We start from the raw sequence: 13,156 nt of genomic DNA on the forward strand, positions 1-13,156 counted from the left end.
ATATATAAATATCTGGTTTTGCGTCATTCTGAATTTATTTCAGAATCTCATAAAGCTATTTAAGAAATAGTTTATAAATGAAAACCTGAAACAAGTTCAGGTTGACGTATATATTATTACATATTTCTTCTGTATTGTCCACCAACTTCAAATAATGCTGATGTAATCTGACCTAATGAACAAACTTTAGCAGCTTCCATTAAACATTCAAAAATGTTTTCGTTTTGAATGGCAGCTTGTTGTACAATTTTTAATTGATCTTGTACCTTTTGCTTATTTGCTTTATTTAAGTTTTCTTTAGTGTTGATTTGGAATAATTTTTCCTCTTCTGTTGCACGAATAACTTCTTGTGGAGTAACCGTTGGAGATCCTTTAGAACTCAAGAACGTATTTACACCAATAATCGGGAATTCTCCTGTGTGTTTTAAAGTTTCGTAATACAAGCTTTCCTCTTGAATTTTAGAGCGTTGATACATTGTTTCCATTGCTCCTAAAACTCCACCACGTTCTGTAATTCTATCAAATTCAGTTAATACCGCTTCCTCAACTAAATCAGTTAATTCTTCAATAATAAATGAACCTTGAATTGGATTCTCGTTTTTAGCTAATCCTAATTCTTTATTAATAATCAACTGAATTGCCATTGCTCTACGAACACTTTCTTCTGTTGGTGTTGTAATAGCTTCATCATAAGCATTTGTATGTAGCGAATTACAGTTGTCGTAAATTGCATATAATGCTTGTAACGTAGTTCTAATATCATTAAAATCAATTTCCTGTGCATGTAAAGAACGTCCAGAAGTTTGAATGTGATATTTCAACATTTGTGCACGTGCATTTGCTCCGTACTTATATTTTAAAGCTTTTGCCCAAATCTTACGAGCTACACGTCCTATTACAGCATATTCTGGATCGATACCATTTGAGAAGAAGAACGATAAGTTTGGACCAAACTTATTAATATCCATTCCTCTAGATAAATAATACTCTACATAGGTAAATCCATTAGCTAAAGTTAAAGCTAATTGAGTAATTGGATTTGCACCAGCTTCAGCAATATGATATCCAGAAATAGAAACAGAGTAGAAGTTGCGTACATTTTTCTCAATAAAGTATTCTTGAACATCTCCCATTAAACGTAAAGCAAATTCTGTAGAGAAAATACACGTATTTTGTGCTTGATCTTCTTTTAAAATATCTGCTTGAACTGTACCTCTAACCTGAGATAATGTATTGGCTTTAATTTCTGCATATACGTCTGCGGGTAAAACCTGATCTCCAGTAACACCTAAAAGTAATAAACCTAAACCATTATTTCCTTCTGGTAAATCACCGTTATATTTTGGTCTAGCAATACCTTTATCGTCGTATAACTCTTTTAATTTTGCTTCTACTTTCGATTCTAAACCGTGTTCCTTAATGTATTTCTCACAGTTTTGATCAATTGCAGCATTCATAAAGAACCCTAATAACATTGGAGCCGGACCATTAATAGTCATTGATACAGAAGTCATAGCATGACTTAAGTCGAATCCAGAGTATAATTTCTTAGCGTCATCTAAACAACAAATAGATACTCCAGCATTTCCAATTTTACCATAAATATCAGGTCTATGTCCAGGATCATTTCCATATAAAGTAACTGAGTCAAAAGCAGTAGATAAACGCTTTGCTGGCATTCCCAAACTAACGTAATGGAATCGTCTGTTCGTACGTTCTGGTCCACCTTCTCCAGCAAACATTCTGGTTGGATCTTCTCCAGTTCTCTTGAAAGGATATAATCCTGATGTATATGGGAATTCTCCAGGAACATTTTCTTGTAAATTCCAGCGTAATAAATCTCCCCAAGCTTGATATTTAGGTAAAGCTACCTTTGGAATTTGACTGTGTGACAGCGATTCGCTGTGTGTTTCAATTTTAATTTCCTTATCACGTACTTTAAACGTATAAATAGGATCTTTATATTTTTTAACCTTAGTTGCCCAGTTTAAAATGACTTCCCAGTTATATGGGTCTAAATTCATTTTTACGCGATCAAATTCAGCGATTAATAATTTTAGAAAATCACTGTTTTCGTCTGTTTTTTGAATTGAAGTTTCATCAATTCCTGATTTATCTAAAGCGACAGTTCCTTCAGAAACACTTTCAATGGTTTTGAAGATTCCATATAACTTTTGAGCAACCTTTTCTTGGTCATCTACTTTTTTATCGTAAGCTCTGTTATTTTCTGCAATTTCAGACAAGTAACGTGTTCTGGCTGGTGGAATTACAAATATCTTTTCAGACATTTCTTTAGTAATTTCAAAAGTAGATTTTAAATCAGCTCCTGTTTTTTCAACAACTTTATCCATAATCGCTTTGTATAGCGAGTTCATTCCTGGATCGTTGAATTGAGAAGCAATAGTTCCATACACAGGCATATCATCCATGTGTACATCCCAAAGATTATTATTACGCATGTATTGTTTTTTAACATCGCGTAATGCATCTAATGCACCTCTTTTATCAAATTTGTTAATAGCAACTAAATCAGCAAAATCAAGCATGTCAATTTTTTCTAACTGAGTTGCAGCTCCAAATTCAGGAGTCATAACATATAAAGAAGCATCAGAATGTTCTATAATTTCAGTATCAGATTGTCCGATACCAGAAGTTTCTAAAATAATTAAATCAAACTCAGCAGCTTTTAAAACTTCAACGGCTTCATTTACATATTTAGATAAAGCTAAATTAGATTGACGTGTTGCTAAAGAACGCATATATACACGTTCATTATTAATAGCATTCATACGAATTCTATCTCCTAATAAAGCTCCACCTGTTTTTCTTTTAGACGGATCAACAGAAATTAAACCGATAGTTTTTTCTGGGAAATCAATTAAAAAACGACGAACTAATTCATCTACTAAACTCGATTTACCAGCACCACCAGTTCCTGTGATACCTAATACTGGAGTTTTAGAAGTCTCATTTTTCTTATGAATAATATCCATAGTTTCTTTTGAAACTTCAGGGAAGTTTTCTGCAGAGGAAATTACACGAGCTATACTTCCGATTTCCTTTTCAGCTAAATGATTAACTTCTCCGTTTAATTTATCACCAATGGCAAAATCAGATTGTTGTACAAGATCATTAATCATACCTTGTAATCCCATTTCACGACCATCGTCAGGAGAATAAATACGAGTAATTCCGTAATCCATTAATTCCTTAATTTCTTCAGGAAGGATTACTCCACCACCACCACCAAAAATTTTGATATGACTTGCTCCTTTTTCTTTAAGCAAGTCGTACATGTATTTGAAATATTCGTTATGACCACCTTGATAAGAAGTCATAGCAATTGCATTAGCATCTTCTTGAATAGCACAGTTTACTACCTCTTCAACACTTCTATCATGACCTAAATGAATTACCTCTACACCAGTAGACTGGATAATTCTACGCATTATGTTTATTGCAGCATCATGACCATCAAATAATGAAGCAGCAGTTACAATTCTTACTTTATGCTTGGGTTTATAAGGAGCTATTTGTTCCATTCGTAAATTTAGTTGTTATTTTGAGTTGCAATTTACGAAAATCTCAAAAAAATTAAGCAATGTTTAAGAAAAGCTTAGGGCTTATAAGTCAATATTTTTGGGTTTATTCCATTTACATAATTGGTAATCATGTGAATGTCTTTTGCAAACTGTGAACCTTGAAATCCTGTAATGTCTTGATGTGTAATGTTTTGGTTGTAAAATTCTAAGTAAATTGATGATAATGGAGCATAAGACCAGTGCCATTTTTCTTCGTTATATCCAGTTCTTCCGTTATCTTTTGATGTATAAACTAAATAGAAACCAAAACTGTTTGCGTGTTTCATTAACCATTCGTATTCTTTTTTACCTTTTCCTTGTAAAAAATATTCATCTTCTAAATCATTAATATCAACATCAGTTCCCCAGTGATGTCTTGAAGTTCCTGGCATAGAACTGTATTCTAAAATTTTTAAAGCGCGTTTGTCTTCTGGGTATTTTTTGTATTTGTCTGTCCATTTATAATCCCAAATTCTTTTTTGGTGTGGAAAATTTCGAGTTGCTGAAACTGCTTTTAATTTAATACCTTCTTTTTTTGCGGCATTTACCATATTAAGAAATTGTTCTAACACTTCTTTTCTTAAATACATTTCGCTAGAAGACAAATTCTTCGGTATTTTACCAAAGTCAGGGTGCGTTTTATAATCAAATTTACCTAATACATATTCTTTTGTTAAATACTTTGGGTATTTTGGAGTAGTGTCTTTTTTAACGATAGCTGCTTTAGCTATTTCGATAACTTCTTCTTTTTTAATTTTCTTTTCAGTTTTACAGTTAAAGAAAATGCTTAAAAATAGTATTGATGAAAATTTTATAGATGTTTTATAAATGCCCAAAATTTCCTGTTTTTTAAATAATTGATGTCTGTTTCAAATGAGTAAGCTTCTCGCTCAAAGCTTAAATTTCGATAAGCAAGATAACTATTTTTATATTTTAAAAATTTAAAAAACCATTCAATTCCATAGAAAATATAAAAAGGAATAATAAGCATTTCTATTTGTTGTCGCAGATGAATTTTCTCATGATTAATCGTGATTTTATCATTTTTAATTGAAGAGTTTTTAAGAAAAATAAACGGATATAAAGTAATACCAGTAAAACCTTTAGGAACGATATATTTAGAGATTATAATCAAAGTAATTTATCATTATTTACAACTGGCTTACATTTTTTATGTAAAGAAATTATCATTGAAATGTTAGTTGTTAGGTTATTAAAAATATAAAAATGTTAACAGAATTATCATTGAGTTAATTATTATGCATGCATAGCAAGTTAGCGCTTTAAAAATTAGTTTCGCAACAGATTAACAAATTAACCCCGAAAAATGAAACAAATTAATTTTTTTGTGCTTGTTGCACTATTTATTACGACTCCTTTTTTTACACTTTTAGCTCAAAACTCAGCAATAGTAACTAAAATTGATCGTTTTAGTTCAGATAATATTGAGAGTTTTTTCAATGCGAGTTTAGTTCCTTTTTATCATGGAGTAGCATCAGGAGACCCGTTAAAGGACGCTGTCATTATCTGGACTAGAGTTACGACAAATCAACCTGATGTTAACGTTACATGGAAAGTTGCTACTAATCCAACAATGTCTGATGTAATTCAACAAGGAGAAGTTACTACAGATGAACGAAAAGATTATACGGTAAAAGTTGATGTCACAAATTTAAATCCAAATACAACTTACTATTTTCAATTCGAAGCTTTAAATAAAAAATCAGAAATAGGAAAAACTAGAACTTCACCAACAGGAAATGTAGACAATGTTAGGTTTGGAGTAGTGTCATGTTCAAATTATCAGAATGGATATTTTAATACTTACGAAGAATTAGCAGAGAGAACAGATATTGATGCTGTTATTCACTTAGGAGATTATATTTATGAATATGAAACTGGAGGATATGGATATAGTGATGAAGTTGGAAGAGGACATTTACCCAAAAATGAAATTGTTTCTTTGAGTGATTATCGTGTCCGTTACTCGTATTACAGATTAGATCCGATGTTACGCAGGATACATCAGCAACATCCTTTTATTTTAATTTGGGATGATCACGAGTTTTCCAATGATGCAAATAAGTTTGGAGCAGAAAATCATGATCCTTCTACAGAAGGAAGTTGGGAAGTAAGAAAAAACAACGCTTATAAGGCTTATTTTGAATGGATGCCTGTAAGAGCAAATTCGATTCAAGAATACAGGTTGTATAGAGATTTTTCTTACGGAAATTTAGCTGATTTATTAATGTTAGACACTAGAATTGAAGGAAGAGGAGAAACAGTTACTTCACAACGTATTACGTTAAAATCTAAAAAAGAATTAAAATATAAAGTAAAACAAATTATAGCAGAAGATCCTTTAAATTCAGTAAATGATTTTAAAAAAGCTATTCATAAAATTGCTCCATATTTTATTCAAGAAGAGAAATTAACGAAGGAAGAATTAGATTTTGTGATTGAAAAGTTTGCAACTATTGCTTATAACTACAAGAATTATGGAAATAGAAATTTAGCTTCAAGAAAAAATCAAGAAAAATTAGAAAGTCTTTTAATTAAAGCAACATCAATTATTTCTCAAGAGAAACTAGCACAAAGAGCAACATATGTATCGATTTTAGGAGCAACGCAATTTAGTTGGTTATTAAGTAAATTATCTGCTTCCTCAGCGACTTGGAAAATTATAGGTAATCAAGTAATGATGATGAGTTACAACGGAGTTCCAACAAATGATGCTTGGGATGGTTTTAAGAAAGATAGAGAACGTTTATACAAGCATATTAATGATAATAATATAAAAAATGTAGTTGTGTTAACAGGAGATATTCATAGTACTTTTGCGGGTAATTTAAGATATAACAGAGAGTGTATAGGTTCTGAATTTGTAGTACCAAGTGTAACTTCTCAAAATTTAGATGCCTATGGAGGAATTGCAACTGGTTTAGCTGAATTTTATACAAAATTACTTAACAGACATATTAAAGAAGTTGATTTAGATGCACATGGATATTTTATTTTAGATGTAAAAGAAAATAAAGTACAAGCAGATTGGTTTTATATTAATGATATAACTCGTCCAAATTCAGGAGAGTTTTTTCATAAAGGATATTACGTGAATAAAAACGATTGTGGAATTCAGTCGACCAATACTCCTGCGAAAAGTAGTTCTAGGGTTGTTTACGGAGTAAAACCTATTGAAATAGGGACAAATGTATCTAATGAAGAAAACGAAAATTTAGTAATTTTAGGAGTTTATCCAAATCCTATGAGTCAATCTGGTAATATTCATTATTTACTTCAAAATAAAACTCAAGTTTCAATTTCTGTGTATAATACAAATGGACAAAAAGTAAAGAGTTTATTAAAAACAAAACGTCAAGGAAAAGGAATTTATAATATCAATTTTGATGTAAATTCTTTGTCTAGTGGAAACTACTTTTTAAAAATAGATACTCAAAAACAGCAGATTATAAAACAGATAATTATTCGTTAAATAAAGAAGGAATTATATAAAAAGAAGCGTGTTTAAATTCATTTTAAACATGCTTTTGTATTTCTTGTAGTAAGGATTGAAGTATCGGATTTCTATTTTTTTTATTCCAAACAATAGATAAGGTTGTACGTTGTGATATTTCTGTTAATTCAATAAATTTTACATTAGAATCATAACCTTGTTGCAATGATTTTGGAACTATAGATAATCCAAATCCATTTTCAACTAACTTATAAATGGAAGCTGCATGAATTGTATTGTGTGATACGATAGGAGCAAAACCACTTTCATCAAATATTTGTAAAACTTTTTCATAATAAGATGGACTGTAAGATGGATCAAACAGAATGAAAGATTCATCTTTTAGCTGTGATAAATTTTTATAGTTCAAATTATTTATAATATGTTCTTTTGGTAATACAAGACAAAAAGGTTCTTTTAAAATAGGTTTAATAGCAATATCTCTAGGCACACGATCTAAGCGCACAAATCCAATGTCAATTTCTTGAGAAAGTAGGTGTTCAATTTGCTTTTGGTTATCCATTTCTTTAAAACCAAATTTAACATCTAAAAGAACTTCTTTAAATTGAATTAAAATATCTGGAATAATTCGTTGCATAGCAGAACCTACATAACCAAATTTTAATTCACCTAATTTACCATCTTGCAACAGTTTTGCATATTTTATGCTATTACTAATACTTGTTAAATGTTGAGTGAATTCTCTTTTTAAATAGTTTCCAGCAGAAGTTAAAATAACTTTTCTGTTATTTCTAATAAATAATTGAATTCCTAAATCATCCTCCATTTGTTTGATTTGTCTGCTTAAACCAGGTTGAGAAATAAATAGTCGTTCAGCAGCTTTTCTAAAGTGCAGATCTTCAGCAACAGCTAAAAAATATTTAATATGTCGAATTTCTATTTGATAACTCATAGTTATTAATTGTTGATTTAAATGATGTTGTTTGTTATCAAAAGTAAAAATAACTTTGTAAATAGAAAATGATTATAATGTTTAAATACGGTATAGATAATTTAACAGTAGATGCAGTTATTTCAATTGCCAAGGGTGAATTGAAAGCAGAGATTAATAATGAGGCCAAGGCTAAAGTGCAATCATGTAGAACTAAGGTAGAAAAAATGGCAAATTCAGATGTTGCTGTTTATGGAATTAACACAGGTTTTGGACCTCTATGCGATGTGCAAATCACACCCGAAGAAACAAGTAAGTTACAAGAAAATTTACTAATTACTCATGCTGTTGGAGTGGGAGAACCAATAGAAAGTTTTTTGTCTAAAATCATGATGATTTGTAAAGTTCATGCTTTATGTCAAGGGTTTTCTGGTGTACGATTAGAATTGATTGAAAGAATTATTTACTTTATTGAAAATGATTTACTACCTGTTGTGCCAAAGCAAGGCTCTGTTGGTGCTTCAGGAGATTTAGCGCCGCTTTCTCATTTGTTTTTACCTTTATTAGGAGAAGGAGAGTTCTGGATTAATAATGAGATTAAATCGTCAAAAGAAGTTTTAAAAGCTCATAATTTAACTCCATTACAATTACAAGCCAAAGAAGGTTTAGGACTAATAAATGGAACCCAATTTATTTTAGCACACGCTATTTTAGGTTTAAAGAAAATGGAATATGTGTTAGATTTGGCAGATTTAGCAGGAGCAATGAGTTTAGAAGGTTTTCAGGGAAGTGCTTCACCTTTTAAAGAAGCGTTGCATAGTATTCGACCTTTTAAAGGGAATTTAAAAGTAGCAAATCGAATGCGAATGTTTTTAAAAAATTCACAAAATGTAGAAAATCATTTAGAATGTGATAGAGTTCAAGACCCATATTCTATACGTTGTATCCCTCAAGTACACGGAGCTTCTAGAAATGCATATCAGCACTTAAAAGAATTAGCAGAGATAGAAATGAATTCAGTAACTGATAATCCAATTGTTTTAAGTGAAACAGAAGCTATTTCTGGAGGAAACTTCCACGGACAACCATTAGCTATGGCCTTAGATTATGCATCAATTGCAGCTTCTGAATTAGGAAATATTTCTGACCGTCGTAGTTATTTATTATTGGAAGGAAAATATGGATTACCAAGATTATTAACAGAAGCGGGAGGTTTAAATTCTGGATTTATGATTCCGCAATATACAACAGCTGCTTTAGTCACCGAAAATAAGTCATTGTGTTTTCCTCCGTCGGCAGATAGTGTTCCAACTTCTTTAGGTCAAGAAGACCATGTGTCTATGGGCAGTATTTCAGGAAGAAAATTCAACCAGATTTTAGGAAACATAGATAAAATTTTAGCTATTGAATTAATGTATGCCGCACAAGCTATGGAGTTTAGAAGGCCGAATACATTTTCGGAAATAGTTGAAGAAAACTTTAAGTTAATTAGAGAGAAAGTAGCCAAATTAGAAGAAGATCGTGTATTGAAAGATGATATTAATGCATTGGTATATATGGTTAAAACGCAACAATTTATAGTGAATTAAAAAAATAGGAAGATGACATTTAAAGAGCAAATAAAACAAGGTATTCCTTCAGTTTTACCTTCAAAAAAAGAATACGATTTAACTATAAATCACGCACCAAAACGTAAAGAAATTTTATCTGAAGAAGAGCAAAAATTAGCTTTACAAAATGCGTTACGTTATTTTAAAAAAGAACATCATACAGAGTTACTTCCTGAATTTAAGGAAGAATTAGAAAAGTATGGTCGAATATACATGTATCGTTTTCGTCCTGATTATAAAATGTATGCTCGTCCTATCGAGGAATATCCAGGAAAATCTACTCAAGCGAAATCTATTATGCTGATGATTCAGAATAATTTGGATTATGCTGTCGCACAACATCCTCACGAATTAATTACTTACGGTGGAAACGGTGGCGTTTTTCAAAACTGGGCCCAGTATTTGTTAACGATGCAGTATTTATCTGAAATGAATGATGAGCAAACATTAGTAATGTACTCTGGTCATCCAATGGGATTATTTCCATCGAATAAAAATGCACCAAGAGTTGTGGTTACTAATGGAATGATGATACCGAATTATTCAAAACCAGATGATTGGGAGAAGTTTAATGCTTTAGGAGTTACTCAATACGGACAAATGACTGCTGGAAGTTACATGTATATTGGTCCACAAGGTATTGTACATGGAACAACAATTACAGTACTTAATGGATTTAGAAAATTAGGAAAGACACCTAAAGGAAATTTATTTGTAACTGCAGGTTTAGGGGGAATGAGTGGTGCACAGCCTAAAGCAGGTAACATTGCAGGTTGTATCACGGTTTGCGCAGAAGTAAACGAAAAAGCTGTACATACTCGTCACTCTCAAGGTTGGGTAGATGAAGTAATTTCAGATTTAGATGAGCTTGTTGTGAGGATTCAAAGAGCGAAAGAAAATGAAGAAGTGGTTTCTGTTGCTTACTTAGGAAATGTTGTTGAGGTTTGGGAAAAGTTTGATGAAGCTAATATTCATATAGATTTAGGTTCAGATCAAACATCATTGCATAATCCTTGGGCTGGAGGATATTATCCAGCTGGATTATCTTTCGAAGAAGCAAACCAAATGATGGCAAATCAGCCTGAAGAATTCAAAGAGAAAGTACAAGAATCTTTAAGAAGACATGCAGCAGCTGTAAATAAACATACAGCCAAAGGAACGTATTTCTTTGATTATGGAAATGCATTTTTATTAGAATCGAGTAGAGCGGGAGCAGATGTAATGAATCCTAATCCAACAATTGGAAGAGAGTTTAAATACCCGAGTTATGTACAAGATATTATGGGACCGATGTGTTTTGATTATGGTTTTGGACCTTTCCGTTGGGTTTGTACTTCAGGAAAACCGGAAGATTTAAAGAAAACAGATGAAATCGCTTGTAAAGTGTTACAAGAAATTATGGAAGATTCTCCTGTAGAAATTCAACAACAAATGGCGGATAATATTCAGTGGATTAAAGGAGCACAAGAAAATAAATTAGTAGTAGGTTCTCAAGCAAGAATTCTATACGCAGATGCTGAAGGAAGAATTAAAATAGCTAAAGCTTTTAATAAGGCAATTAAGAAAGGGAAAATAGGACCAGTTGTTTTAGGAAGAGATCATCATGATGTATCCGGAACAGATTCTCCATATCGAGAAACTTCTAATATATATGATGGATCAAGGTTTACGGCAGATATGGCAATTCATAATGTAATTGGAGATAGTTTTAGAGGAGCAACTTGGGTTTCAATTCACAATGGTGGAGGAGTCGGCTGGGGAGAAGTTATTAATGGTGGATTTGGCATGCTTCTTGATGGAAGTAAAGGAGCATCAAAACGTTTGAAGTCAATGCTTTTTTGGGATGTAAATAACGGAATAGCTAGACGTAGTTGGGCAAGAAATAAAGAAGCTATCTTTGCAATTGAACGCGCTATGAAAGTAGAAGAAAATTTAAAAGTAACATTGCCTAATATTGTTGATGATGCATTATTTGATAATATTTAAACGTTTACTATTATGAAGTTAACTAAACTCTTTTTACCGCTACTTTTTTTAATTTTTACTTCATGCAATTCTATACGAGTTGTTTCAGATTATGATACAAAAGCAAATTTCGATGATAAGAAAACTTTTGCTTTTTACAAACCAGGTATAGATAAAGCTGAGGTTTCAGATCTTGATAAGAAAAGAATAATGCGAGCTATAGAAGCAGAGCTATTAGCTAAAGGAATGCAAAAGTCATCTAACCCAGATGTTTTGATAAGTTTATTTACGAAATCTCGTGAACGAGTTAATATTAATGATAATTTTAATTATGGATTTGGTTATGGTTGGGGTTGGAACCCATGGATGTGGGGAGGAGCTGGTCGATTAAATGTAAACCAATATACTGAAGGAACTTTATTTATTGATGTTATAGATGCTAAGGAGAAAGAGTTAATTTGGCAAGGAATAGGTTCTGGAGCATTAGCACTAAGAAATGCAGAAAAGAGAGAAGAACGAATTAAAAAATTTGTAAAAGATATTCTTGCTAAGTATCCTCCAGGAAGTAAAAAAAATAATTGATAAAATAATACAGAAGGGTTAAGCGTCAAATTAAGAATTTTCTTAATTTGACGTTTTTTTTGTAACAAAACTTCTTTTTAATCTACTTATTATAAAATTTATCACAATGAAACTAACCATAAAAAATTTAACTAAAACTTACAAAAACGGTGTAAAAGCTATTGATAACCTAAATTTAGAAATAGGAAAAGGAATGTTTGGATTATTAGGGCCAAACGGAGCAGGAAAATCTTCTTTAATGAGAACTATTGCCACATTACAAAGTCCAGATAGCGGTTCAATTACTTTTGATGGAGTTAATATTTTAGAAGATAAAATTTCACTTCGAAAAGTATTAGGATATTTACCGCAATCATTTGGTGTTTACCCAAAAATGTCTGCAGAAGAACTGTTAGATTATTTTGCTAGTTTGAAGGGGATTGCATCGAAATCGGATCGCGAAAAGTTAGTAAGAGAAGTTTTAGAGATTACAAATTTATATGAGGTTAGAAAAAAATATGTAGCAGGATATTCAGGAGGAATGAAACAACGGTTTGGTATTGCTCAATTATTATTAAATAACCCTAAATTAATTATTGTTGATGAACCAACTGCAGGTTTAGATCCAGCAGAAAGACGTCGTTTTTTAAATGTGTTAAGAGAAGTAGGAACAAATAGTACTGTAATTTTTTCTACACATATTGTTGAGGATGTTAAAGAGTTGTGTAATGATATGGCCATCTTAAATGGTGGAAAAATTTTAAAACATTTAACTCCAGAAAAAGCTACTAGTGAGATTGAAGGTTTTATTTGGACCAAAAAAATAGATCGTGATGATTTAGAACAGAGTGAAAAAGAGTTTAATGTATTGTCATCTACTTTTAATCAAGATAATACTTTAAATATTCGTGTTTATGCAGAAGAAAAACCTTCAAACGATTTTGAAGCTGTAGCGGCTCAATTAGATGATGTGTATTTTATCGCATTAAAGGCAGATGAACCTCAAGTTACTTTAGCTTAACTAATACTATTA

General features: G+C 31.4%; 8 protein-coding genes. 5 read left to right on the forward strand and 3 right to left on the reverse strand.

The features are described 5' to 3' along the window. Positions 1-116: 116 nt before the first annotated feature. Positions 117-3,542, reverse strand: a complete 3,426-nt coding sequence (locus ACSIGC_RS15810) for a methylmalonyl-CoA mutase family protein (RefSeq protein WP_442265745.1) — start codon at positions 3,540-3,542, stop codon at positions 117-119. A 74-nt stretch (positions 3,543-3,616) separates the two neighbouring features. Further along, complete coding sequence (locus ACSIGC_RS15815) at positions 3,617-4,417, reverse strand: M15 family metallopeptidase (protein ID WP_442265746.1); 801 nt, start codon at positions 4,415-4,417, stop codon at positions 3,617-3,619. Positions 4,418-4,908: 491 nt separating this feature from the next. On the opposite strand from ACSIGC_RS15815, the gene ACSIGC_RS15820 reads away from it, so the two are divergent. After that, entirely contained in the window at positions 4,909-7,074 is a 2,166-nt protein-coding gene (locus ACSIGC_RS15820) for an alkaline phosphatase D family protein (protein ID WP_442265747.1), read from the forward strand. Between the two features lie 43 nt (positions 7,075-7,117). Here ACSIGC_RS15820 and ACSIGC_RS15825 read toward each other — a convergent pair whose 3' ends face one another. After that, positions 7,118-8,008 (reverse strand): LysR family transcriptional regulator, encoded by an 891-nt coding sequence (locus ACSIGC_RS15825; protein WP_442265748.1) that lies wholly within the window; start codon positions 8,006-8,008, stop codon positions 7,118-7,120. Between the two features lie 77 nt (positions 8,009-8,085). On the opposite strand from ACSIGC_RS15825, the gene hutH reads away from it, so the two are divergent. The 4 genes from hutH (at position 8,086) to ACSIGC_RS15845 (ending at position 13,144) form a co-directional block, all read left to right on the forward strand. Beyond that, complete coding sequence (gene hutH / locus ACSIGC_RS15830) at positions 8,086-9,576, forward strand: histidine ammonia-lyase (protein WP_442265749.1); 1,491 nt, start codon at positions 8,086-8,088, stop codon at positions 9,574-9,576. A 12-nt stretch (positions 9,577-9,588) separates the two neighbouring features. After that, on the forward strand, positions 9,589-11,583 hold the full coding sequence (locus ACSIGC_RS15835; RefSeq protein ID WP_442265750.1) for a urocanate hydratase: 1,995 nt from the start codon (positions 9,589-9,591) through the stop codon (positions 11,581-11,583). A gap of 12 nt (positions 11,584-11,595) precedes the next feature. Further along, on the forward strand, positions 11,596-12,144 hold the full coding sequence (locus ACSIGC_RS15840) for a DUF4136 domain-containing protein (RefSeq protein ID WP_442265751.1): 549 nt from the start codon (positions 11,596-11,598) through the stop codon (positions 12,142-12,144). A 106-nt stretch (positions 12,145-12,250) separates the two neighbouring features. Then, a complete protein-coding gene (locus ACSIGC_RS15845) occupies positions 12,251-13,144 on the forward strand; it encodes an ABC transporter ATP-binding protein (RefSeq protein ID WP_442265752.1) in 894 nt (297 codons plus the stop codon). Positions 13,145-13,156 lie beyond the last annotated feature (12 nt).

Source organism: Tenacibaculum aquaeponti, from assembly GCF_052084715.1.
In the GTDB taxonomy this organism is placed as follows: Bacteria; Bacteroidota; Bacteroidia; order Flavobacteriales; family Flavobacteriaceae; genus Polaribacter.

Excerpts from the sequence above, each read along its gene's own strand:
- ACSIGC_RS15810 (WP_442265745.1), bottom strand. The coding sequence starts at position 3,542 with ATGGAACAAATAGCTCCTTATAAACCCAAGCATAAAGTAAGAATTGTA.
- ACSIGC_RS15820 (WP_442265747.1), top strand. The coding sequence starts at position 4,909 with ATGAAACAAATTAATTTTTTTGTGCTTGTTGCACTATTTATTACGACT.
- ACSIGC_RS15825 (WP_442265748.1), bottom strand. The coding sequence starts at position 8,008 with ATGAGTTATCAAATAGAAATTCGACATATTAAATATTTTTTAGCTGTT.
- hutH (WP_442265749.1), top strand. The coding sequence starts at position 8,086 with ATGTTTAAATACGGTATAGATAATTTAACAGTAGATGCAGTTATTTCA.
- ACSIGC_RS15835 (WP_442265750.1), top strand. The coding sequence starts at position 9,589 with ATGACATTTAAAGAGCAAATAAAACAAGGTATTCCTTCAGTTTTACCT.
- ACSIGC_RS15840 (WP_442265751.1), top strand. The coding sequence starts at position 11,596 with ATGAAGTTAACTAAACTCTTTTTACCGCTACTTTTTTTAATTTTTACT.
- ACSIGC_RS15845 (WP_442265752.1), top strand. The coding sequence starts at position 12,251 with ATGAAACTAACCATAAAAAATTTAACTAAAACTTACAAAAACGGTGTA.